This is a genomic window from Bradyrhizobium sp. UFLA05-89, from assembly GCF_059803475.1.
The window spans coordinates 57,924-79,946 of the sequence record NZ_JBANBA010000011.1 but is presented as its reverse complement, the minus strand read 5'-3'; the positions used below and the strand labels follow the sequence as shown (position 1 = coordinate 79,946).

The window sequence follows — 22,023 nt, the reverse complement described above, 5'->3', positions numbered from 1 at the left end:
TTGCTGCGGCAAAACAAAGTAACTTCATTGAAATCAAAGGTTTAGGCGTTCGGCCGGCCTTTGGAGGGCGGTTTGACTCGATATATCTCCACCCGGGGCGAGGCCCCCGAGCTTGGCTTCTGCGACGTGATGCTGACCGGGCTTGCCCGCGATGGCGGGCTCTATGTGCCGCTCGACTGGCCGCAGCTCTCACCAGAGATGATCGCCGGATTCTTCGGCCGCCCCTATTGGGAGGTCGCGGTCGACGTGATCCGCCCGTTCATCGGCGGGGAGATCTCGGATGCCGATCTCGGCCGCATGGCGAACGAGGCCTATGCCACCTTTCGTCACCCAGCCGTGGTGCCGTTGCGCCAGATGTCGCCGCATCAATTCGTGCTGGAGCTGTTTCACGGTCCGACGCTCGCCTTCAAGGACGTCGCGATGCAGCTGATCTCGCGGCTGATGGATCACGTCCTCGCCAAGCGCGGCCAGCGCACCACCATCGCGGTCGCGACCTCAGGCGACACCGGCGGCGCGGCCGTCGAAGCCTTCGCGGGTCTGGAGAATGTCGATCTCATCGTGCTTTTTCCGCACAACCGCGTCTCCAACGTGCAGCAGCGCATGATGACGACGACAGGCGCCGCCAACGTGCACGCGCTTGCCATCGAAGGTACGTTCGACGATTGCCAGGCGCTCGTGAAGGGGATGTTCAACCATCACCGCTTTCGCGACAATGTCGCGCTGTCCGGCGTCAACTCGATCAACTGGGCGCGCATCGTGGCGCAGGTGGTCTACTACTTCACCTCCGCGGTCGCGGTCGGCGCGCCGGCGCGGCAGGTCGATTTCACGGTGCCGACCGGAAATTTCGGCGACATCTTTGCAGGCTTCGTTGCCAAGCGCATGGGGCTTCCGGTGCGCACCCTGCGCATCGCCGCCAATGTCAACGACATCCTGGCGCGCACGCTCAAGACCGGAATCTACGAGGTGCGCGAGGTGCACGCCACCGCGTCGCCCTCGATGGACATCCAGATCTCATCGAATTTCGAGCGGCTGATGTTCGAGGCGAACCGGCGCGATGCGACCGGCGTCCGCCGGCTGATGGACTCGCTGAAGCAGTCGGGTCGCTTCGTGCTGCCGGATGCGACGCTCGCCGCGATCCGCGAGGAGTTCGACGCTGGCCGCGCGGACGAGACCGAAACCTCGGCTGCGATCCGTGCCGCCTGGCGCGAGGCCGGCGAGCTCGTCGATCCCCATACTGCGGTAGCTCTCGCCGTCGCCGATCGCGACACCACGGACACGACGGTGCCCAATATCGTGCTGTCCACCGCGCATCCTGCCAAATTCCCCGACGCGGTCGAGGCTGCCTGCGGCATGCGGCCGCAATTGCCGGCCTGGCTCGACGGATTGATGACCAAATCCGAACACATGAAGGTGATGAAGAACGATCAGTCCGAGGTGGAGCGGTTCGTGTTGTCGGTCAGCCGCGCCGCAAAGCAGGGAGTTGCCGGATGAGCGTCGAGATCTCCAAGCTTGCCTCCGGCCTCACCGTCGTCACCGACAACATGTCCCATGTCGAGACCGCCGCGCTCGGCGTCTGGGCCGGTGTGGGCGGCCGCGACGAAAAGCCGAACGAGCATGGCATCTCCCACCTGCTCGAGCACATGGCGTTCAAGGGCACGACCCGGCGCTCCTCGCGCGAGATCGTCGAGGAGATCGAGGCGGTCGGCGGCGACCTCAATGCCGGCACCTCGACTGAGACGACGTCCTACTACGCGCGGGTGATGAAGGCCGACGTGCCGCTGGCGCTCGACGTGCTCGCCGACATCCTCGCCAATCCCGCCTTCGAGCCGGAAGAGCTCGAGCGCGAGAAGAACGTCATCGTGCAGGAGATCGGCGCTGCGCAGGATACGCCCGACGACGTCGTGTTCGAGCATCTCAACGAGCTCTGCTATCCCGAGCAGGCGATGGGCCGCTCGCTGCTCGGCACCGCCAAGACGCTGCGCGGCTTCAACCGCGACATGCTGCGCGGCTATCTCTCCACGCATTATCGCGGCCCCGACATGGTGGTGGCCGCCGCAGGCGCGGTCGATCACCGTCAGGTCGTGGACGAGGTCGAGAAGCGATTTGCGAGTTTCGAGGCGACACCGGGACCGAAGCCGACGCCTGCGATGTTCGGCAAGGGCGGGGCGAAGGTGGTGCATCGCGAGCTCGAGCAAGCGCATCTGACGCTGGCGCTGGAAGGCGTGCCGCAAACCGACCAGTCGCTGTTCTCGCTCCAGGTCTTCACCAACGTCCTCGGCGGCGGAATGTCGTCGCGGCTGTTCCAGGAGGTGCGGGAGAAGCGCGGGCTGTGCTACTCGATCTACAGCTTCCACGCGCCCTATACTGATACCGGCTTCTTCGGGCTCTATACCGGCACCGATCCTGCGGACGCGCCTGAGATGATGGAGGTCGTCGTCGACATCATCAATGATTCGGTGGAGACGCTGACCGAGGCCGAGATCGCGCGTGCAAAAGCACAGATGAAGGCGGGCCTCCTGATGGCGCTGGAGAGCTGCTCATCGCGCGCCGAGCAGCTCGCGCGGCACGTGCTGGCCTATGGGCGGCCCCAGACGGTGCAGGAGCTGGTGGCCCGAATCGACGCCGTGAGCGTCGAATCGACGCGAAATGCAGCACGAGCGCTATTATCGCGGAGCCGCCCCGCGGTCGTTGCATTGGGCAGCGGCAGGGGTCTGGACACGGCGGTGTCTTTTGCGGAAGGATTGACCCGGGCGCGAGCCAAGGCGAGGCTCCACTAGGAGCTGTGCCGAGGGCTGATATCGCACCCCGGAAAGCATCACATGGCTCTTTTTCGCTTGCCGTCCAGTGGACCTGCCGCCCTCGCCCCACGTGGCAACGGACTGCTGTTGCGTGCGCCGCAGATGTCGGATTTCCTGCAATGGGCGCATCTGCGCGAGGGAAGTCGGGATTACCTGACGCCCTGGGAGCCGATCTGGCCCTCCGATGATCTCACCCGCTCGGGCTTTCGCCGGCGCCTGCGTCGCTATGCCGAGGATATCGCCGCGGACCGGTCCTATCCGTTCCTGATCTTCCGGGAACTCGACGGCGCCATGGTCGGCGGCATTACGCTAGCCAATGTCCGTCGCGGCATCGTCCAGGCCGGCACGATCGGCTACTGGGTCGGGCAGTCCTACGCCCATCGGGGCTATATGACCGCGGCGCTGCGGGTGTTGCTGCCGACCCTGTTCGGCGAGCTCAACCTGCACCGGGTGGAGGCCGCCTGCATCCCCACCAATGCACCGTCGATCCGGGTGCTGGAGAAGTGCGGCTTCTCCCGTGAGGGGCTGGCGCGCCGCTATCTCTGCATCAACGGGGTCTGGCAGGATCATCTGCTGTTCGGCCTGCTGCACGAGGATTTCCGCGGCTAACCAAGCCGAAACTTGCCTGTCGTGTTGCCTTATCGTGTGCCTTGGGTTCGCCGATTTTGGCGATATAACGCGCAGCAGGCCGGCGATCTGCCGGGATATTGTCATGGAGTATGGTCCCTTGAAGGTGAGAGAGCTTCGGTCCTCGCAGACCGCGCTGCGGCGAGGTCTGGTGATCGTACTGGTGTTGTCGATTGTGTTCGCGGCGGCTTCGCCTGCGACCGCGCAGTCGCTGACCGATCGCTTCAAGAACCTGTTCGGCGGGTCGTCGGACGAGCCGTCGGCGCAGACCCCGACGCCGTCGCCCGGCCAGCCGTCCGACGCCCAGACCGAGGTCGATTGCCCGCCGGTTACGGTGCGTGCGGGCGCGTCCACCTATGCCGTGGCCGTCTCCGGCAAGCAGGCGGTCGGCAACGACGTGCGCTACCAGGCCTCGATCACCAAGATGGCGCGCGAATGCGTCCGCAACGGCAGCGAGATCACCGCGCGGATCGGCATCCAGGGCCGTATCGTCGCGGGCCCGGCTGGTGCACCGTCGTCTGTGGAAATTCCGCTGCGCGTCGCGGTGGTGCAGGGCGGCGTCGGCGAAAAGGTGATCGGGTCGAAGGCCTATCGCACCACGGTGGCGATGTCCGAGGATGGCAGCGTGCCCTTCACTTTCGTCGCCGAGGACATGGTCTATCCGATGCCGTCGGCAGCGGCCGCCGATTCCTATATCTTCTACGTTGGCTTCGACCCGCAGGCGCTGTCGGGATCGTCGAAGGCGGCGCCGAAGAAGAAGAAATAGGCGGCGCCAAATAACACGCTGTCATGCCCCGGCTTGACCGGGGCATCCAGTACGCCGCGGCCTCTCCGTATCATTCACCGCCTCTGGAATACTGGATCGCCCGGTCGAGCCGGGCGATGACACCGAGACTTTCAATGGACCCAATCATTCAAACAAAAAAAGCCGGCGCTCATCGCGCCGGCTTTTTGATTTGTGAGGAAGCTCGCCTCAGTTCAGCTTCTGCCGAACCTCGGTGATGCCCTTGGCGAGCAGGTCGTCCGCGACCTGGCCCTTGACCGACTGCGACAGGATGGTGGAGGCGGCCTGAACGGCTGCCTCTGCCGCTGCGGCGCGGACGTCGGCGAGCGCCTGGGCCTCGGCGAGCGCAATCTTGCTCTCCGCGGTCTTGGTTCTGCGGCCGACGAAATCCTCCATCTTCGCCTTGGCTTCGGCCGCGATGCGCTCGGCTTCGGCTTTTGCATTGGCGATGATGTCCTCGGCCTCACGCTCGGCGGTGGCGCTGCGGGCCTTGTAGTCGGCGAGCACCTTGGCCGCCTCCTGCTTGAGCCGCAGGGCGTCGTCCAGCTCGGCCTTGATGCGCTCGGCGCGATGGTCGAGCGTGGTCAGCACGGTCTTGTGGATGCCGAGATAGCCGAAAACGACCATCAGGATCACAAAGGCGACGGCGACCCAAAATTCAGGTTCGAAGAACATCTCGACTAACCTTTCAGGGACGCATCGACCGCGGCGTTGACCGACGCTGCGTCGGGAACGACGCCCGTGAGCCGCTGCACGATCGTACCGGCCGCATCGGCCGCGATGCTGCGGACGTTGCCCATGGCGGTGGCGCGGGTCGAGGCGATGGTCTTCTCCGCCTCGGCGAGCTTTTTCGCCAATTGCTCTTCCAGAGTCTTGCGTTCGGCTTCCGCCTGCGCATTCGACTTTTCGCGGGTCTCGTTGCCGATCGCCTGGGCGCGCGAACGCGCCGAAGCGAGCTCGCCTTCATAGGTCTTCAGCGCGGCGTCGGACTGGTCCTTCAGCTTCTGCGCCTCGGCCAGATCACCGTCGATCTTGTTCTGACGTGCTTCGATCGCGCCGCCGACACGCGGCAGCGCAATGCGCGACACGATCAGATAGAGCGCGACGAAGAAGATCGCGAGCGACACCAATTGCGATGGAAAGGTGCTGCTGTCGAACGGCGGAAAGCCTCCGCCGTGGTGACCGCCCTCGGCCTCGGTGTGAGCATTGGCCTCCGGGCCTTTTGCCCCGCCATGACTCTCAGCCATGGAGATCTCCTGTTGCTGTCATGCGCGCGCCGCCCCGTAGGTCGGGCGGCGCGAACACCTCATCAGAGCGGAACGAACAGCAGAAGCAGCGCGATCAGCAGCGAGAAGATGCCGAGCGCTTCGGTCACGGCGAAGCCGAAGATCAGGTTGCCGAACTGGCCCTGGGCGGCCGACGGATTGCGCACGGCGGCTGCGAGGTAGTTGCCGAAGAGGACGCCAACGCCGACGCCCGCACCGCCCATGCCGATGCACGCGATGCCCGCGCCGATAAGTTTTGCTGCTGCCGGATCCATTTTTGACTCCTTGGAAGAAAGATTGGGTTGTGGGTGGATATTCCCCGGACCGCTCAGTGTCCGGGATGAAGGGCGTCGTTGAGGTAGATGCAGGTCAGAATCGCGAACACATAGGCCTGGAGGAACGCGACCAGAAGTTCGAGCGCGGTGAGCGCGACGGTAAGGGCGAGCGGCATCACGCCGCCGATCCAGCCGACAGCGCCGAGCGAAACGCCGAGCATAGCGACGAAGCCCGCGAATACCTTCAGCGCGATGTGGCCGGCCAGCATGTTGGCGAACAGACGCACGCTGTGCGAGACCGGCCGCAGTAGGAACGACAGGATCTCGATGAACATCACCAGCGGCAGGATGTAGCCGGGAACGCCGTGCGGCACGAAAATACTGAAGAATTTCAAGCCGTTCTTGTAGACGCCGTAGATCAGGACGGTGAAGAAGACCAGAAGCGCGAGCGTCGCGGTAATGATCAGCTGGCTCGAGACCGTGAAGGTGTAGGGGATGATGCCGATCAGGTTCGAGACGGCGATGAACATGAACAGCGAGAAGATCAGCGGGAAGAACTTCATGCCTTCCGCGCCGGCGTTGCTGCGGATCATGGTCGCGACGAATTCGTAGGAGATTTCGGCGACCGACTGCAGGCGGCCGGGAACGAGCTGCGTGCCGCTGGCGAGCATCAGGAGCGAGATCACCGCCACCGCCACCAGCATGTAGAGCGACGAATTGGTGAAGGCGATCGTGTGGCTGCCGATATGGCCGATCGTGAAGAGAGGCTCGATATTGAACTGATGGATCGGGTCGATTGTCATCCGCGCGGCATCTCTCGGTCTGCCGGGCAAGCCGGCTGGTCTCGGTCAGCCGGCCGGGCCGGCCCGTGCCGGCGAGGCCGGCACGATCAATTCCTCTGGCCAGAGGGGCTACGAACCACTGCGCCTGTTTTGACCCGCGCCCGCCGATCTCACCACGTTCACCACGCCAGCCACGAAGCCGAGCAGCAGGAACACGATAAATCCGAAAGGCGACGTCGACAGCAAGCGGTCGAACCCCCAGCCAATCCCCGCTCCGACAATGACCCCGGCGATCAACTCGGAGGATAGCCGGAAACCGAGCGCCATCGCCGAGGCTCTGGCCGCTTCGTCTCCACCTTCACCTGCGGGTTGCTCGGTCTTGATCCTGCGGTCGCGAAATTCGGACAACCGCTGATTAAGACTTCCGAGCCTTGCGGAAAGCGCAGCCTCCTCAGGCGATTTATCGCCATTTCCATTCTCGCCGTGCCCCGTGCTCGTACTCATGCAACGAAGACCCGAAACGCCGCGGTTGAATGGAAATTACGCCCGCCACCCTCGAAAGCCGCGCGGACCATACTGACCGCACAGAATCAAGTCAAGCCAAGTCACGATTGCGTCGTTTTCGACTATCTAATTGATATTACTTGAAATATCGCCGTCTTCCCCAGCGCTGCACACAGCGTGACGCCGCACCGCAGCAGCTCGCGCCGCAATCAGCGGGCCTTGCCCGGATCTGGCTGCTCTGCGGATATCGAACGAGGTGCGAAATCAGTCATCCCGCCAGCGCGTTTTTCGCGCGCGGGGTGTAGGATTGCAGGCAGGTCACATGATCACATCATTTTCCGACGGAGCAGCGCCATGAGGTCAGCGACGTCATCCAGAGCATCGTGGTTTTCGGCGGCTGTCATCGCCGTGGCTGTCGCGGCGGGTGGCGGTCTCGTTTTCGCGCAGGCGGCACCCGACAGCGAGAACGGCCGCTACACCATGGCGCCGACCCCGGACGGCGTGTTGCGGCTCGATACGCGCACCGGGACCGTGTCCACCTGCTCGAACAACGGGGCGGGCTGGGCCTGCTACGCCGTGCCCGACGAGCGCTCCGCGCTCGACGCCGAGATCGGCCGCCTGCAGGCCGAGCTCGAGAAGCTGAAGGCGCAGCTGGCCGCCGGGCCGACCGTCTCCGGCAAGATCGACGATGCGCTGCCGAAATCCGACTCGTTGAAGAAGGCCGAGCCGAAAGCCGCGGAGAACAATCGCAAGATCGAGGTCCCACTGCCCAGCGATCAGGACGTCGATCGCGTGGTGTCGTTCCTGGAGCGCGCCTGGCGGCGGTTGATCGAGATGGCCAACCGCGTGCAGAAGGACGTCTCGGGGAAGATTTAACGCGCAGTTACGCAACGGACTGCGCACAGCTGCGTTCTTCGTAGGGTGGGCAAAGGCGCGCTTGCGCCGTGCCCACCATCTTTCATGGATCGCAACAGAAGTGGTGGGCACGGCGCTGACGCGCCTTTGCCCACCCTACGGCTGCGTAGGATAAAGCGAGACCTTTCATGACATCAACCACGCGCTCCGCGCCATCGACGGTGCAGGCCACGACGATCAGCACATCGTTGCTGACGGTGCAGACCTCAGGCCGCGGTTTCGTCGATCTGACCACGGAAGCCGAGAAATTCGTGCGCGACGTTCGCGCGCGCGACGGCGCATTGACGCTGTTCATCCGTCATACCTCGGCGTCGCTGACGATCCAGGAAAATGCCGACCCCTCCGTGCTCGTCGATCTCACCACGGCGCTATCGCGACTGGCGCCCGAGAATTCCGGGTGGGTGCATGACCTCGAAGGGCCAGACGACATGCCAGCGCATATCAAGACCATGCTGACGGAGACATCGCTCCAAGTGCCGGTCCTGAAGGGCGAACTGGCACTCGGCACCTGGCAGGCGATCTATCTGATCGAGCACCGCAAGACGCCGCACCGGCGCGAGGTCGTGTTGCAATTCATCGGCCAGGCGAACTGAACAACGTGCGCCGACAAAACAAAACCGGCCGCGGATTTCGCGGCCGGTTTGCTGTTGGTTTGCGCCGGCGGCAGGCCGCCGGCAGCTTGCGCGATCAGGTCGCCTTGATGTCGACGTCCTTGGTCTCCGGCAGGAACAGGAAGCCGACCACGGCGGTGATCACTGCGAACACGATCGGATACCAGAGGCCGGCATAGATGTCGCCGGTCGAGGCCACGATCGCGAACGCGGTCGCCGGCAACAGGCCGCCGAACCAGCCATTGCCGATGTGGTAGGGCAGCGACATCGAGGTGTAGCGGATCTTGGTCGGGAACAGTTCGACCAGCATCGCCGCGATCGGCCCGTACACCATGGTGACGAAGATCACCAGGATGAACAGCAAGCCGATGATCGCCGCCACCTGCGGACGGAAGATGTCGAACGGATGCGCCATCTTCACGATGCCGGGGTCACCCGCCTTGGGATAGCCAGCCGCCTGCACCGCCGCGAGAACCGCCGGGTTGCTGTCCTTGGCGTTGGCGTAGGGCACTTCCTTGCCGTTCACGACGACCTTGACGCCGGAGCCGGCCGCGCCGGGCATCGTCACGTATTTGACCGACGACTGCGACAGGAAGGCGCGCGCGGTGTCGCAAGGCGCTGTGAAGACGCGGGTGCCGACCGGATTGAACAAGTCGCCGCAGCCCGCGGGATCTGCCCACACCTCGACCTTGCCCGCTTCGATCGCCTTTTCCAGCGCCGGGTTGGCGTTGGTGGTGATCATCTTGAAGATCGGGAAAAAGGTCAGCGCCGCGATCAGGCAGCCGCCGAGGATGATCGGCTTGCGGCCTATCTTGTCGGACAGCGCGCCGAACACGACGAAGAAGCCGGTGCCCAGCAAGAGCGACCAGGCGATCAGCAGGTTCGCGGTGTAACCGTCGACCTTCAGGATCGTTTGCAGGAAGAACAGCGCGTAGAACTGGCCGGTGTACCAGACCACGCCCTGGCCCATTGTGCCGCCGAGCAGGGCGAGCAGCACGAGCTTGCCGTTCTGCCAGTTGGCGAAGGCCTCCGTCAGCGGCGCCTTCGAGCTCTTTCCTTCTTCCTTCATCTTCTGGAAGATCGGCGATTCATTGAGGCGGAGCCGGATCCAGACCGAGACGCCGAGCAAGAGCACCGACACCAGGAACGGAATGCGCCAGCCCCACTTGGCGAACTCGGCTTCGCCGGTCGCGGTGCGGGTGAACAGGATCACAAGCAGCGACAGGAACAGGCCGAGCGTCGCGGTGGTCTGGATGAAGGAGGTGTAGTAGCCGCGTTTGCCGTTCGGCGCGTGCTCGGCGACGTAGGTTGCCGCACCGCCATACTCGCCGCCGAGCGCGAGACCCTGAGCAAGGCGCAGCGCGATCAGGATCACCGGAGCTGCGAACCCGATCGTCGCCGCGTTCGGCAGCAGGCCGACGATGAAGGTCGACAGACCCATGATCAGGATGGTGACGAGGAAGGTGTATTTGCGGCCGACGATGTCGCCGACGCGGCCGAACACGATGGCTCCAAACGGGCGCACCAGGAAGCCTGCCGCGAAGGCCAGCAGCGCGAAGATGTCACGGGTTGCTGGCGGATAATCCGAGAAGAATTGCAGGCCGATGATGCCGGCGAGCGAGCCGTACAGATAGAAATCGTACCACTCGAAGACGGTGCCGAGCGAAGAGGCGAGAATGACGAACCGTTCGTCCTTTGTCATGCCTCCTGCGCCAGCACGGGACACAGTCATTGTCGTCATGTTGAATTGGCTCCCCGAAAATCGTTTCCTCGCTCCCAGATGTCCGGACGCGGCCGGACAGCTTCTGGGCTTGCCCCAAAGGTAACATCGTCGTGAAACCGGCCCCAATACGACTTTCGGCCTTTCGCACTGACGCGTGGCTGACGGCTGCTGGCATGCAACGCCGCGCCAAGTAGAATATCGGGATTAACCCCTTTGCGGCAAAGGGATAATGTGGGCTTGCATGCCACGGCCGCTCGGGGAAGAATTGGCCCGCCGGCGCCCTGGCTTGTTGGCCCGACCACAACGACAGCAAGAGATCGATGAACGCTCCCGCAACCCGCCTCGTCATCGCCGATGACCATCCCCTGTTCCGCGATGCGCTGCGCCAGGCAGTGGCTGGCGTTCTGACCTCGGCGCGGGTCGACGAGGCCGGATCGTTCGAGGACCTGACCAAGCTCCTGGAACAGGATTCCGATGTCGATCTGGTCCTGCTTGACCTGTCGATGCCCGGTATCTCCGGCTTTTCGGGCCTGATCTATCTGCGTGCGCAATATCCGGCGATCCCGGTGGTCATCGTCTCGGCGTCCGACGACAGCGCCACGATCCGCCGCTCCCTCGACTTCGGCGCCTCCGGTTTCATTCCCAAGCGGTTCGGCGTCGAGACCCTGCGTGACGCCATCCTGAAGGTGATGGACGGCGATGTCTGGGTGCCCCCGGATACCGACCTCAACTCCGCCGCCGATCCCGATATGATGCGCCTGCGCGACCGCCTGGTGACGCTGACGCCGCAGCAGGTGCGGGTGCTGATGATGCTATCGGAAGGTCTCCTCAACAAGCAGATCGCCTATGAGCTCGGCGTCTCCGAGGCGACCATCAAGGCCCACGTCTCCGCGATCCTGCAAAAGCTCGGCGTGGAGAGCCGTACCCAGGCCGTGATCGCCGCCGCCAAGATCGCCGGCGGCCAGTGGAAGCAGGGCACGCCGACGGAGTGATCCTTGGCTGTCATTCCGGGGCGATGCGAAGCATCGAACTATGGTGCGCAATTGCGCACCTGAGAATCTCGAGATTCCGGGTTCGCTTCGCGCCCCGGAATGACGACGTCTCACTCCGCAGCCACCATCTGCTGCGTGCGCCATTGCCCGAGCAGAGCCCGCAGCGAAGCCGGCTTCACCGGCTTGTTCAGCACCGCGATCTGCTCCTCGCGCGCGGCGACCTGCACGGCCGGGCTGCGGTCGGCGGTGATCAGGATCGCCGGTATGTTGTCGCCGAAGCGGCGGCGGATGTCGCGGATGGCGGCGATGCCGTTGCCGCGGTCGAGATGATAGTCGACGAGCAGGCCTGTCACGTTGCGGCCGGCCGCCTCGATCGCACTGATCGCACCCTCGGGATCAGCGACCGCGATGACCTCGGCATTCCAGGCTTTCAGCAGCGTGCGCATGCCGTCGAGGATTGCTGCGTCGTTCTCGATGCATACGATCAGCGCGCCGGCAATCGGCGTGCGTGCGAGCGGCGTGGCGCTGGTCACGGCCGCAGTATGGGTTGCCGCCTTGGCGGTCGGCACCGTTACCGAGAACATCGAGCCGCCGCTCGCATTGGCATCGATGGCGATGCCGTGCTTGAGCACGCGCGCCAGGCGCTCGACGATCGACAGGCCCAGTCCCAGGCCGCGCGCGATCCGCGCGCCCTGCTCGAGGCGGTGGAATTCCTTGAAGATCTCGCTGCGCTTCACGGCAGGGATGCCGACGCCGGTGTCGTAGACGCAGACTTTCAGCGATGGCCCCTGGCGGCGGCAGCCGACCAGCACACGCCCGCGCGGCGTGTATTTGATCGCGTTGGAGATCAGGTTCTGCAGCAGGCGACGCAGCAGCAGCCGGTCCGATTTGACCGCCAGCGAGCAGGGCATGAAGGTCAGCCGCAAGCCCTTGGCGCGCGCGATCGGCGCGAACTCGATCTCCAGCGACCGCATGAGGTCGCCGATCTTGAAGCTCGAGATCGAGGTCGTCATGGCGCCCGCATCCAGCCGCGAGATATCGAGCAGCGCGCCCAGGATCTCCTCGATCGCCTGCAGCGATTCGTCGATGTTCTCGACCAGCCGCGTCTCTTCGCCGCCATGCTGACGCTCCACCAGGCTCGTCGCGTAGAGCCGCGCGGCGTTCAGCGGCTGGAGGATGTCGTGGCTCGCCGCGGCGAGGAAGCGCGTCTTGGAAATGTTGGCGTCTTCGGCGGTGCTCTTCGCCCGCGCCAGCTCCGAGTTCAGTCGCGTCAGCTCCTCGGTGCGGTCGCGCACCCGCTTTTCCAGCGTGGCGTTGGCGCGCTCGAGCGCCTCGGCCGCCTCGAAGGACGGGGTGACGTCGGTGAAGGTGATGACGAAGCCGCCACCGGGCATGCGATTGGTCAGGACTTCGATGACCATATGGCGGTCGGGCAGGCGCTCCAGATACGGCGCGCTGTCGGTCGTATAGGCGACGAGCCGCCGCGCCAGCATCGCCTCGTGATCGTCGACTTCCGCCGGGTTGCCGGCGCCCATGAATTCCAGGATTTCGCGCAGCGGCGTACCGAACTGGATGAAATGCGGCGGCACGCTCAGCAATTCGCCGAACTGCCGGTTCGAGCAGATCAGCTGCAAGTCCTCGTCGAACACCGCGATGCCCTGGCGCACATGATTGAGCGCGGTCTGGAGGATCTCGCGGTTGAAATGCAGTGCCGCATGGGAATCGTCGAGCAGTTTGAGCGCGGCTTTTGCCGACACGGTCCGCTTGCGCAGCAGGAGCGACATCACGAGGCGCGAGGAGGCCGCCCCGATCGAGGAGGCGATCATGTGCTCGGCGTGCTGCAACAGTTCGAAATCGGCCGGTGCGCCCGCTTCGAGCCGCACATTGCGCCGTGACGCAAACGCCTCGAAGGATTGCCGCGCGCGCTCGGGCCCGAGATATTGCGCCACCGTGCTCTGGATGTCCTGCACGGTGACGGTGGTGCGCCAGCGGCGGAAATTCGGCGCGATCGGCGCGAGCGTGTTGGGAACGAACAGGTCACCCTGCACGAGCTCGATCGAGCTCGGCTGGCGCGCCAGCGAGAGCAGCACGTAGGTGAGGACGTTGAGCGACAGCGACCAGGCGACGCCATGCAGCAGCGGCGGAAGGTCGGCGCCGAACAGCGCCTGCGGCCGCAACGCCTCGAGGCCGAACGGACCATGCTGAAGCAGCAGGATGCCCGAGGTCGAGGAGTCGAGGAAGCTCGGCAGGAACAGCGTGTAGAGCCACATGGCGAAGCCGACCAGCATGCCGCCGATGGCGCCGCGCGCGGTGGCACGCCGCCACAACAGGCCGCCGAAGAAGCTCGGCGCAAGCTGGGCGATGGCGGCAAAGGACAGAAGACCAATCGCCGCGAGCTGGGTGTTGCCGAGTGCGCGATAATAGAAATAGGCCATCACCATGATGGCGAAGATCGCGAGGCGCCGCGAGCGCAGCAGGAAGTCGATGAAATCCGTCGCGCCGGCGCGGCCCTCGGGCCGCCGCTTCAGCACCAGCGGCACCACGAGGTCGTTGGAGACCATGATGGAGAGCGCGACGCATTCCACGATCACCATCGCGGTCGCCGCCGACAATCCGCCGACGAAGATGGCGACGCTGAGCAGGTCGTTGCCGCCCTCCATCGGCAGCGCCAGAACGTACATGTCGGGATCGATCGCGCCGAACGGGAAGGTCACGAGACCGGCGAGCGCGATCGGGATCACGAAGACGTTGATGGCGACGAGATAGAGCGGGAACAGCCAGCGGGCGCGGCCGACCTCGGCATCGGACGAGTTCTCCACCACGCTGACGTGGAACTGGCGCGGCAGCAGCATGACTGCGCAGAACGATAGCAGCGTCATGGTCAGGAAGTTGCCGATCGAGGGCGAATAGTTGATGGCGCGCACCGCCTCCGGCGTCTTCATCGCGCGCTCGATCAATTCGTGCGGTGAGAACATCCAGAAGGTGACGAAGGCGCCGGCGGCGAGGAACGCCACCAGCTTGACGATGGATTCGGTGGCGACCGCGAGCATCAGGCCGTGCTGGTGCTCGGTGGCGTCGGTCTGCCGCGTGCCGAACAGGACCGCGAAGGCCGCCATCGCCAGCGTCACCATCAGCGCCATGTCGCCGAGGATCGGGATGTGGGAGAAGGCCTGGTCCTCGCTCAAGATGGTTTCGAGCGAGGAGGCGACGGCCTTCAGTTGCAGGGCGATATAGGGCACCGAGCCGATGATCGCGATCAGAGCGACCGTTGCCGCCACCGCCTGGCTCTTGCCGTAGCGTGCGCCGATGAAGTCGGCGATCGAGGTGATGTTCTGTGCCTTGGCGAGCTGGATCACGCGGCGCAGGATGCCGGTGCCGATCCCGATCATCAGGACCGGGCCGACATAGATCGCGAGGAAGTCGGTCGAGGTGCGGGTGGCGAAGCCGACCGAGCCGAAGAAGGTCCAGGAGGTGCAGTAGATCGCCAGCGAGAGCGGGTAGATCAGGCCGGAGGCACGGCCGGCTTTAGCCTGGGAGCGGCGGTCGCCGTGGCTCGCTACCAGGAATAAAAAGCCGATATAGCCGAAAGCGGCTGCGATCACGCCCCAGTCGTGCAGCATTGCTGGGGAACCTCTCCCTTGCGTCGCGGCGAAAGCCGCGTCTGATCTCATTTTCCGAAGAAAATCTAGCGCTTAAGCTCGCCGCAAGCGACAGCCATTTTTCCAGTTGCCGCAGGAACCATCATCGTCGTTAAGCTGCGTCGTCATGATCGCAGGGCGGCCTCAGGCCTACCGAGAGAGTCCCCGTTTGGCACCCCACTCCCTGTCCCTCCCCCTTTGCTGGGGAGGGGGTAGCCCGGGAAGGGTGTGGGTGGATTCATCGCGCTGGGCCAGCGCGACTTACTCCGCCGCCAGCGACTTCTGGCGCAGCGGCAGGCCGAGGCGGTCCCAGACCTGGAGGAGGGCTTCGGCGAGCTGATCGATCAGGCCGTCGTCGTGATAGGGCGAGGGCGTGATGCGCAGCCGCTCGGTGCCCTTGGCGACGGTGGGATAGTTGATCGGCTGGATGTAGATGCCGTGCTCTTCCAAGAGCAGGTCGGAGGCCTGCTTGCACTTCTCGGGATCGCCGACGAACAGCGGCACGATGTGGGTGTCACTCGACATCACCGGCAGGCCGGCGGCATCCAGGATCGCCTTGACGCGCGCGGCGCGGTCCTGATGGCGCTCGCGCTCCCAGCTCGAGGTCTTCAGGTGCTTGATCGCGGCGGTTGCGGCCGAGCAGATCGCTGGCGGCAGCGCGGTGGTGAAGATGAAGCCCGGCGCATAGGAGCGCACGGCGTCGATGATCTGGCCGTTGGCCGCGATATAGCCGCCAAGGCAGCCGAAGGCTTTCGCCAGCGTACCTTCCAGGATGTCGATGCGATGCATGACGCCGTCACGCTCGGCGATGCCGCCGCCGCGCGGGCCGTACATGCCGACGGCATGAACCTCGTCCACATAGGTCATCGCGCCGTATTTCTCGGCCAGGTCGCAGATCTTTGCGAGCGGGGCGACGTCGCCGTCCATCGAATAGAGGCTCTCGCAGGCGATCAGTTTTGGCCGGTTCGGGCCGGCGGCCTTCAAGAGCGCTTCGAGATCGGCGAGGTCGTTGTGGCGGAATACGATGCGCTCGCAGCCGGATTGGCGGATGCCCTCGATCATCGAATTGTGGTTGAGCTCGTCCGACAGGATCAGGCAGTTCGGGATGAGCTTGGCGATCGTCGCGATGCCGGTCTGGTTCGAGACGTAGCCGGATGTGAAGAGGAGAGCGGCCTCCTTGCCATGGAGATCGGCAAGCTCGGCTTCGAGCTGCACCAGCGGATGATGGGTGCCGGCGATGTTGCGGGTGCCGCCCGCGCCGGTGCCGACCCGGGTCGCGGTCTCGACCATGGCGCCGACCACCTTCGGGTGCTGGCCCATGCCGAGGTAGTCGTTGGAGCACCAGATCACGACGTCGCGCTTGCCCTTGGGCGAATGCCACACCGCGTGCGGGAACCTGCCGGCCATACGCTCGAGATCGGCGAACACGCGATAGCGCCGCTCGGCGTGGAGGCGATCGAGGGCGGAATTGAAGTACGCGTTGTAATCCATCGGCAGACCTGCAGCGGAACTGGCTAATCTTCTTAGAGCTTTTCAAGCTCTAATGTCTATGCGCCAGCTCACATTTGGCAATGCGGCGGGCAGGACCATTCATAGCGGCCGGCCGTCAGCAATAATTGATGTGGATCAACCGGCTAGTGCCGCCGCACGCCAGCTCCTTGGACTGCGCGGTCGCCTTCGCGGCGGCATGGACATTTTGTCCATGGCGCTTCGCCGGTCATGATCGCGGAACCGGTTAAGCCGGGCTCGTGGCCCTTCTCCAGAAGGGGCTGCGGTGCCGCCGGCCTCGCGGAGAGCTCTTGCAAAGGGAAGCGCCATGAAACGAGTGATGATCCTGAACGGCCCGAACCTCAATCTCCTCGGCGTGCGCGAGCCGCACATCTACGGAACGACGACACTTGCCCAGATCAAGGCTAGCTGCGAGGAGGCCGCTGTAAGGCTCGATCTCTCGGTCGCCTTCCACCAGTCCAATCACGAGGGCGTTCTGGTGGACCTGATCCAGTCGGCGCGGCAGGATGCCAATGCCGTCATCATCAATCCGGCTGGCTTCTCCTTCACGTCCGTCGCGATCATGGACGCGATCAAGGCGTTCGAGGGCCCGGTGCTGGAGGTGCATATCTCCAACATCCACGCCCGCGACGAATATCACCGGCACTCGAAGATTTCGTTCGTGGCGACCGGCGTGATCTGCGGGCTCGGGCCCTACGGCTACATCGCGGCGATGCACGCGATCGCGCAGATGAAGTGAGGCGCGCGCTCAGGTCGTCCTGAACTGGAGCACGCCGTCCCTCTCTTCCGCGGTCAGCCGTCCCTCGACCAGCATGTAGTTGACGTGGGCGATCAATTCGCCCGCGGCAAAGCCCATCTGGTGGGCATCGAGCACGTGCTTGTGGAACACGACCGGCACGAGCTGGGACGAGGTCTGCGGCACCTCGCGGCACGCTTCCGCGATCATGCGGCAGCGCTCCTCGTGATGGTCGGCGAGCTGCTTGATGCGGGTCTTCAAGCCGTAGAACGGCACGCCGTGGCCGGGCAGCACCAGCACGTCATAGGGCAGCGTGGTGGTGAGGCTCGCGAGCGAGGCCAGATATTCGCCGAGCGAGTTCTGGTCGGGCTCGACCGCCCAGACGCTGACGTTCGGCGAGATCTTGCTCAGCACCTGGTCGGCGGAGAGGAACAGCTTGTCATCCGCGCAATACAGCATCACCTGGTCGAGCGCATGACCGCCGCCAGTGATCACCTTGAAGCGGCGCGGGCCGATCACGACCTCGTCGCCATGCGAGATGCGGCGGTAGGAGGCCGGCAGCACCGACACGCGTTTCAGATATTCCTGGCCGCGGCCGAGCAGCTTGTCGGTCAGCGTCTCGTCCATGCCATGGCGACGGAAGAACAGCCGCTGCGCGTTGCGCCGCTCCTCGGTGCCACGGTTCTGGTGATAGACCGATTGCAGATATTCAACCTGCGACATCTCGAGCGGACAGTTGAACCGCTCGACGATCCAGCCCGCCAGGCCAACATGGTCGGGGTGCGAATGGGTGACGATCAAGCGCGTGATATGGACGCTTCTGAGCGGCCCGTCGAACAGTTTTGTCCAGGCCTCGATCGTCTCCTCATTGCCGAAGCCGGAGTCGATCATCGCATAGCCGTCGCCGTCGGCGAGCAGGTAGATGTTCACATGGTTGAGGCGGAACGGCAGTTTGAGCCGCACCCACAACACACCGGGGCGCACCTCCACGACCTCTTCGGGGCCGGGATGCTGTTCCCAGGGGTAGCGCAGGGCCTCGGCCGAGGACTGTACGCTGTCGCTCTTCGAATGCATGGACTATCGGTACCCGCACATCGGGCCGGACGCCAGCCGAAAAACCACGTGGGGTGGCCTTCGCATGGCCGTCATTCCGGCGGGCGGACACGATGTCATTCCGGGGCGCGGCAAAGCCGCGAACCCGGAATGCGGAGGTTGTGGCGCGAGATTCCGGGTTCGCCTCTTCGAGGCGCCCCGGAATGACGGAAGAGAAGTCTTAGGCCGCGCGGATATTGCTGAGGAACGCGTCGACCTCTCCGCGCAGCACGTCGGCCTCGCGGCGCAGCGCATCGGAGGCGCTCAGCACCTCGGTCGCCGCAGCGCCGGCTTCGGCCGAGGCCGTGGAGACGCCGACGATGTTGCTGGACACCTCGCTGGTGCCTCCCGCGGCGTGCTGGATGTTGCGGGCGATCTCGCGTGTCGCTGCCCCCTGTTCCTCGACGGCGGCGGCGATCGACGTGGTCACGTCGTTGATCTCGCCGATGATCTGGCCGATGCCCCTGATCGCGCCGACCGCAGAGGTCGTGACCTGTTGCATGCTGGCGATCTGGGTGCGGATCTCGTCCGTGGCTTTCGCGGTCTGGCTCGCGAGGCTCTTTACTTCGGAGGCGACCACCGCGAAGCCGCGGCCGGCCTCGCCCGCGCGCGCCGCTTCGATCGTGGCGTTGAGCGCGAGCAGATTGGTCTGCGAGGCGATGGTCTGGATCAGATCGACGACCACGCTGATGCGGCTTGCGCTGTCTGCAAGGCCTTGCACGGTCGCGTCGGTCGCGCCGGCTTCGTGGACCGCCTTCTTGGCGATCTCGGCCGAGGTGACGACCTGGCGGCTGATCTCGGCAATCGAGGACGACAATTGCTCGGTGCCGGCCGACACCGTCTGCACGTTGACCGAGGTCTCCTCGGCGGCCGACGCCACGGCGTTGACCAGCGCGTTCGACTGGTCGGCCGTCGACGACATGCTCTGCGCGGTCGCCTGCATCGAATTGGCCGATTGGGCGAGGCTGTCGAGGGCTGTGCGCACGGTGCCTTCGAACGATCCGATCTGCGCCTCCATGCGCGCGGCGCGCTCCGCCTTGGCGACGCGGTCCTTGTCCTGCTCGCCGGCGAGTGCACGGGCCTCGATCATGCTCTGGCGGAACACCTGAAGCGTGTCGGTCATGGCGCCGATCTCGTCACTATGTCTGGTGCGGACGATCTCTGCGTCGAGATCGCCGGCCGAGAGCAGCTGCATCGCGCGCTGCAGCCCGCCGATGCGCCGCAGGATGTTGCGTCCGACATAGAGCCACACGAACAGCACCGAGCCGACCAGGGTCAGCGCGCCCAGCGCCAGCATGACCATGGTGGCGAACGAAATCTGCCTGCGCGCCTGGAAGGTCGAGTCGTTGGTCTCCTTTTGCACACCTTCGACCAATTGCTGCACGCTGATGCCGAGGCCGACATTGAGCTTGCGGGTTTCGTCGAGCACGGTCTGGCCGTAGTCGGTGGCGTCGAGCTCCTTCTCGCGCAGGTTGAACACGCCGGTCTTCCCGGTGCCGAGCGCAAGCAGCTTTTCGGCCGTCTCGCGCAGCATCTTGCTGCCCTGATTGTCCGGCAGCAGGTCGAGGTTCGAGCGCAGGCGCCCCTGGGCCGTCTTGAAATCCTTCTGGATGTCGTCGAGCTTGTCGGCGGTGTTGGCCGAGAGCGCTGCGCTCATGTCGGCCGCCGCAAGATTGCCGGCCGCAACGACATTGCCGAGCTGGCCGACGGTCTGCGCCGCTTCGCTGGCGTCTTCGGCCGACAGGTTCGCCGAGCCGAGAATCGCGTTGACCTGGGTCTGGGCATTGAGCATCGCAGGGCTCGCCGCGCCGACGAAATCGCCCTGTGCCTTGCGCAGCGCATCGTATTGCTTGTCGTGAAGTGCCGCGACGTCGAGCCGCTCGCGGGCGGCCGAGGTCAGGCTTTGCGCTGCCTCATTGAGGTTCTTGATGGTGTCGTTGAGGCCCGTGACGACCGTCTTGTCGGCGCCGAGCTCGATGATCTCGCCGAGCTTCTGCTGGACCTGCTGCTGCAATTCCTTGAGCTTCCTGGTGCGCTCGTTCAGAGCATCCTCGCTCGGTGCGGCGAGCAGTGCCGGTCCCTGTGCCGCGAGGCTCGCGCTCTGGGCGGACAATTGCAGGCTTGCGGCGAGACGCGGAATGTCCCGCCCGCTCAGGTCGACCATGCGTTCGCCGAGATTTTGCAGCACGTAGCCGGCGCCCGCCGAGATCACGAGGCCCATGCCGGCAATGACCGCGAAGGCGGCGAACAGGCTGCCGCGCACACCCCACTTCTGCAACGAGATACGAGGCCCGAGGCTGCCCAGGCTCACACGGATCGCCATCAGAATTCCCCCACGCGCATTACTTTATATTTTGCGGGCGGCAGTATCGGGGGCGCGAGTTAAAAAATCGCAAGCGAGGCAATTGCTTGCGCTTTTCCACGCGGCGAAAAAAGAAGGGCCGGCAAGACTGCCGGCCCTTTCCGCAAGATCGATTGTGGTTGGCGGTCAGTAACGCGCGGCCACCGGGCCCGCCCAATTGAAGCGGTAGTTGACGCCCGCCTTCACCGTGTGATCGTCGGTGGTGAAGCTGCCGGCCGGCACCAGCGCCGCAGGCGCGGTGAAGCTGGCGCTGCCGAAATTGTAGTACTGGTATTCAGCCTTGGCCGACCAGTTCGGGGCGAACAGGTATTCAAGTCCGGCGCCGACGGTGTAGCCGTTGCGATGATCGCCAGAGATCGCAAATCCGACCGGCGCGCCGCCAAGCGTCACATGCTCGTTGTTGTCCGAATAGGCGTAGCCGCCCTTCACGTAGACCAGACCCGGGCCCCAGGTGTAACCGACGCGACCGGTGATCGAGCCGAGCCCGCGCTGATCGTTGGTGTAGGCGTAGCCGCTCGGGAACACCGCGCCGACGCTGCCGGAGAGCCAGGAGTACTGGCCTTCGACACCGACCACGAAGTTCGGGTGGAATTGCCAGTCCGCACCGACCTGCAGACCACCGAGGAAGCGGCCGTTGCCGTTGTTGCCGGTGGAGAGACCGTTGAAATTGTTGTCGCTCGAGAACGCGCCGCCGAGATGCGCACCGAGATAGAAGCCGGTCCAGTTGTAGATCGGCGCGACATAAGCCGGCGCAGGCGTCTTGCTGTAGTAGGGGCGGGCGCCGAGATCGGCACCGACGGCGGGCGCGGCGGCGCTTAACGAGAGCAGCGCAACGGTCGCGAACAGAATCTTCTTCATCGTCTTCTTACTCCAACGCATCATTCCCGGCAGGCGCGCATCTCGCGCCGTCGTTGCTTTCGCGGATAGCGGGCTTTTGATGAAAATGCTGTCACATGCGCGGCACAGCGGCCGCCAACCCGACGTATTGGCCGGCAAATGCTTTTCGTGCTTAACGACGGCTTAAGAAAGGGTGAAGAAAGGCTTAACGCGGCTGGGTTTGCGGAGACGATCGGCCGCTCTCCGTCAAGCCAGGCGCCTGCGCACCTCCTCGCGCATCTGCTCGCGAAACTTTTCGCGCTGCGCGGGCCGGTCCTTCTCGGCGATGGTGTGACGATCGAAGATGTCGAACTTCTCCAGGATCGGATAGCGCTCGCTTGCCATTGCGAGCACGCGGAGCACCTTGGCCGCCGACGCGCTCGGCCCGCGCACCTCCCAACGCCGGATCGTCACTGTCCCGCTCACAGCCGGCAGGCCGCACAGCTTCGCCATGTCCGCGACCGTGAGCTCCCGGCCGAGCGCCTCGGACAGGTCGGCGCGCAATTGCTTCAGTTCGGGGCCGGTCATGTCACC

The 22,023-nt window shown here is 64.7% G+C and carries 20 protein-coding genes; 8 read left to right on the top strand and 12 right to left on the bottom strand.

The genetic code is table 11. From position 1 onward, the window contains the following. Positions 1–72: 72 nt before the first annotated feature. From thrC to SO139_RS08640, 4 genes are all read left to right on the top strand, one after another. The gene (gene thrC / locus SO139_RS08655) at positions 73–1,491 is read left to right on the top strand and encodes a threonine synthase (RefSeq protein ID WP_449379157.1); all 1,419 of its coding nucleotides are present in this window, start codon (positions 73–75) and stop codon (positions 1,489–1,491) included. Then, positions 1,488–2,777, top strand: a complete 1,290-nt coding sequence (locus tag SO139_RS08650) for a M16 family metallopeptidase (RefSeq protein ID WP_449379158.1) — start codon at positions 1,488–1,490, stop codon at positions 2,775–2,777. The genes thrC and SO139_RS08650 overlap by 4 nt, the downstream gene beginning before the upstream one ends. Before the next feature lie 42 nt (positions 2,778–2,819). Further along, positions 2,820–3,407 carry a GNAT family N-acetyltransferase gene (locus SO139_RS08645; RefSeq protein ID WP_449379159.1) on the top strand — a complete coding sequence of 196 codons (588 nt, stop codon included), beginning with the start codon at positions 2,820–2,822 and terminating at the stop codon, positions 3,405–3,407. Positions 3,408–3,510: 103 nt separating this feature from the next. Beyond that, the gene (locus SO139_RS08640; RefSeq protein ID WP_449379160.1) at positions 3,511–4,191 is read left to right on the top strand and encodes a hypothetical protein; all 681 of its coding nucleotides are present in this window, start codon (positions 3,511–3,513) and stop codon (positions 4,189–4,191) included. Between the two features lie 207 nt (positions 4,192–4,398). Here the strand turns inward: SO139_RS08640 and SO139_RS08635 are convergent, their stop codons facing one another. The 5 genes from SO139_RS08635 to SO139_RS08615 all read right to left on the bottom strand — a co-directional run bounded on the left by SO139_RS08635 (position 4,399) and on the right by SO139_RS08615 (position 7,035). Further along, positions 4,399–4,884, bottom strand: coding sequence for a F0F1 ATP synthase subunit B family protein (locus SO139_RS08635; protein ID WP_449379161.1), 486 nt, complete (start codon positions 4,882–4,884; stop codon positions 4,399–4,401). A 5-nt stretch (positions 4,885–4,889) separates the two neighbouring features. Next, positions 4,890–5,456 (bottom strand): F0F1 ATP synthase subunit B, encoded by a 567-nt coding sequence (locus SO139_RS08630; protein WP_449379162.1) that lies wholly within the window; start codon positions 5,454–5,456, stop codon positions 4,890–4,892. Between the two features lie 62 nt (positions 5,457–5,518). Then, the gene (locus tag SO139_RS08625; RefSeq protein ID WP_027521425.1) at positions 5,519–5,749 is read right to left on the bottom strand and encodes a F0F1 ATP synthase subunit C; all 231 of its coding nucleotides are present in this window, start codon (positions 5,747–5,749) and stop codon (positions 5,519–5,521) included. A gap of 53 nt (positions 5,750–5,802) precedes the next feature. Further along, positions 5,803–6,552: a F0F1 ATP synthase subunit A gene (locus tag SO139_RS08620; RefSeq protein WP_449379163.1), complete on the bottom strand. Its 750-nt coding sequence runs from the start codon at positions 6,550–6,552 to the stop codon at positions 5,803–5,805. 108 nt (positions 6,553–6,660) lie between these two features. Further along, positions 6,661–7,035: an AtpZ/AtpI family protein gene (locus SO139_RS08615; protein ID WP_449379164.1), complete on the bottom strand. Its 375-nt coding sequence runs from the start codon at positions 7,033–7,035 to the stop codon at positions 6,661–6,663. Positions 7,036–7,389: 354 nt separating this feature from the next. Here SO139_RS08615 and SO139_RS08610 point away from each other — a divergent pair, with 354 nt between their 5' ends. Both SO139_RS08610 and SO139_RS08605 read left to right on the top strand, forming a co-directional pair. Next, the gene (locus tag SO139_RS08610; RefSeq protein WP_449379165.1) at positions 7,390–7,911 is read left to right on the top strand and encodes a hypothetical protein; all 522 of its coding nucleotides are present in this window, start codon (positions 7,390–7,392) and stop codon (positions 7,909–7,911) included. Between the two features lie 167 nt (positions 7,912–8,078). Continuing rightward, a complete protein-coding gene (locus SO139_RS08605) occupies positions 8,079–8,543 on the top strand; it encodes a secondary thiamine-phosphate synthase enzyme YjbQ (protein WP_449379166.1) in 465 nt (154 codons plus the stop codon). A gap of 94 nt (positions 8,544–8,637) precedes the next feature. Here the strand turns inward: SO139_RS08605 and SO139_RS08600 are convergent, their stop codons facing one another. Further along, positions 8,638–10,263: an MFS transporter gene (locus SO139_RS08600; protein WP_449379167.1), complete on the bottom strand. Its 1,626-nt coding sequence runs from the start codon at positions 10,261–10,263 to the stop codon at positions 8,638–8,640. A 341-nt stretch (positions 10,264–10,604) separates the two neighbouring features. Here SO139_RS08600 and SO139_RS08595 point away from each other — a divergent pair, with 341 nt between their 5' ends. Continuing rightward, positions 10,605–11,276: a response regulator transcription factor gene (locus tag SO139_RS08595; protein WP_027521419.1), complete on the top strand. Its 672-nt coding sequence runs from the start codon at positions 10,605–10,607 to the stop codon at positions 11,274–11,276. Positions 11,277–11,386: 110 nt separating this feature from the next. Here the strand turns inward: SO139_RS08595 and SO139_RS08590 are convergent, their stop codons facing one another. Further along, positions 11,387–14,896, bottom strand: a complete 3,510-nt coding sequence (locus SO139_RS08590; protein WP_449379168.1) for a PAS domain-containing hybrid sensor histidine kinase/response regulator — start codon at positions 14,894–14,896, stop codon at positions 11,387–11,389. A gap of 279 nt (positions 14,897–15,175) precedes the next feature. Beyond that, entirely contained in the window at positions 15,176–16,405 is a 1,230-nt protein-coding gene (hemA, locus tag SO139_RS08585; protein WP_449379169.1) for a 5-aminolevulinate synthase, read from the bottom strand. Positions 16,406–16,730: 325 nt separating this feature from the next. Between hemA and aroQ the strand changes: the two genes are divergently transcribed. After that, positions 16,731–17,162, top strand: a complete 432-nt coding sequence (gene aroQ, locus SO139_RS08580) for a type II 3-dehydroquinate dehydratase (RefSeq protein WP_449379170.1) — start codon at positions 16,731–16,733, stop codon at positions 17,160–17,162. 9 nt (positions 17,163–17,171) lie between these two features. Here aroQ and SO139_RS08575 read toward each other — a convergent pair whose 3' ends face one another. The 4 genes from SO139_RS08575 to SO139_RS08560 all read right to left on the bottom strand — a co-directional run bounded on the left by SO139_RS08575 (position 17,172) and on the right by SO139_RS08560 (position 22,017). Beyond that, the gene (locus tag SO139_RS08575) at positions 17,172–18,233 is read right to left on the bottom strand and encodes an MBL fold metallo-hydrolase (RefSeq protein WP_449379171.1); all 1,062 of its coding nucleotides are present in this window, start codon (positions 18,231–18,233) and stop codon (positions 17,172–17,174) included. A 199-nt stretch (positions 18,234–18,432) separates the two neighbouring features. Then, positions 18,433–20,574, bottom strand: coding sequence for a methyl-accepting chemotaxis protein (locus tag SO139_RS08570; RefSeq protein WP_449379172.1), 2,142 nt, complete (start codon positions 20,572–20,574; stop codon positions 18,433–18,435). Between the two features lie 165 nt (positions 20,575–20,739). Then, a complete protein-coding gene (locus SO139_RS08565) occupies positions 20,740–21,471 on the bottom strand; it encodes an outer membrane protein (RefSeq protein WP_449379173.1) in 732 nt (243 codons plus the stop codon). A gap of 225 nt (positions 21,472–21,696) precedes the next feature. Beyond that, positions 21,697–22,017: a hypothetical protein gene (locus tag SO139_RS08560; RefSeq protein ID WP_449379174.1), complete on the bottom strand. Its 321-nt coding sequence runs from the start codon at positions 22,015–22,017 to the stop codon at positions 21,697–21,699. Between the last annotated feature and the right edge of the window lie 6 nt (positions 22,018–22,023).

Bases quoted from the DNA above. Each gene is read 5' to 3' on its own strand.
- SO139_RS08650 (WP_449379158.1), top strand. From the start codon at position 1,488: ATGAGCGTCGAGATCTCCAAGCTTGCCTCCGGCCTCACCGTCGTCACC.
- SO139_RS08645 (WP_449379159.1), top strand. From the start codon at position 2,820: ATGGCTCTTTTTCGCTTGCCGTCCAGTGGACCTGCCGCCCTCGCCCCA.
- SO139_RS08640 (WP_449379160.1), top strand. From the start codon at position 3,511: ATGGAGTATGGTCCCTTGAAGGTGAGAGAGCTTCGGTCCTCGCAGACC.
- SO139_RS08635 (WP_449379161.1), bottom strand. From the start codon at position 4,884: ATGTTCTTCGAACCTGAATTTTGGGTCGCCGTCGCCTTTGTGATCCTG.
- SO139_RS08630 (WP_449379162.1), bottom strand. From the start codon at position 5,456: ATGGCTGAGAGTCATGGCGGGGCAAAAGGCCCGGAGGCCAATGCTCAC.
- SO139_RS08625 (WP_027521425.1), bottom strand. From the start codon at position 5,749: ATGGATCCGGCAGCAGCAAAACTTATCGGCGCGGGCATCGCGTGCATC.
- SO139_RS08620 (WP_449379163.1), bottom strand. From the start codon at position 6,552: ATGACAATCGACCCGATCCATCAGTTCAATATCGAGCCTCTCTTCACG.
- SO139_RS08615 (WP_449379164.1), bottom strand. From the start codon at position 7,035: ATGAGTACGAGCACGGGGCACGGCGAGAATGGAAATGGCGATAAATCG.
- SO139_RS08610 (WP_449379165.1), top strand. From the start codon at position 7,390: ATGAGGTCAGCGACGTCATCCAGAGCATCGTGGTTTTCGGCGGCTGTC.
- SO139_RS08605 (WP_449379166.1), top strand. From the start codon at position 8,079: ATGACATCAACCACGCGCTCCGCGCCATCGACGGTGCAGGCCACGACG.
- SO139_RS08600 (WP_449379167.1), bottom strand. From the start codon at position 10,263: ATGACAAAGGACGAACGGTTCGTCATTCTCGCCTCTTCGCTCGGCACC.
- SO139_RS08595 (WP_027521419.1), top strand. From the start codon at position 10,605: ATGAACGCTCCCGCAACCCGCCTCGTCATCGCCGATGACCATCCCCTG.
- SO139_RS08590 (WP_449379168.1), bottom strand. From the start codon at position 14,896: ATGCTGCACGACTGGGGCGTGATCGCAGCCGCTTTCGGCTATATCGGC.
- hemA (WP_449379169.1), bottom strand. From the start codon at position 16,405: ATGGATTACAACGCGTACTTCAATTCCGCCCTCGATCGCCTCCACGCC.
- aroQ (WP_449379170.1), top strand. From the start codon at position 16,731: ATGAAACGAGTGATGATCCTGAACGGCCCGAACCTCAATCTCCTCGGC.
- SO139_RS08575 (WP_449379171.1), bottom strand. From the start codon at position 18,233: ATGCATTCGAAGAGCGACAGCGTACAGTCCTCGGCCGAGGCCCTGCGC.
- SO139_RS08570 (WP_449379172.1), bottom strand. From the start codon at position 20,574: ATGGCGATCCGTGTGAGCCTGGGCAGCCTCGGGCCTCGTATCTCGTTG.
- SO139_RS08565 (WP_449379173.1), bottom strand. From the start codon at position 21,471: ATGAAGAAGATTCTGTTCGCGACCGTTGCGCTGCTCTCGTTAAGCGCC.
- SO139_RS08560 (WP_449379174.1), bottom strand. From the start codon at position 22,017: ATGACCGGCCCCGAACTGAAGCAATTGCGCGCCGACCTGTCCGAGGCG.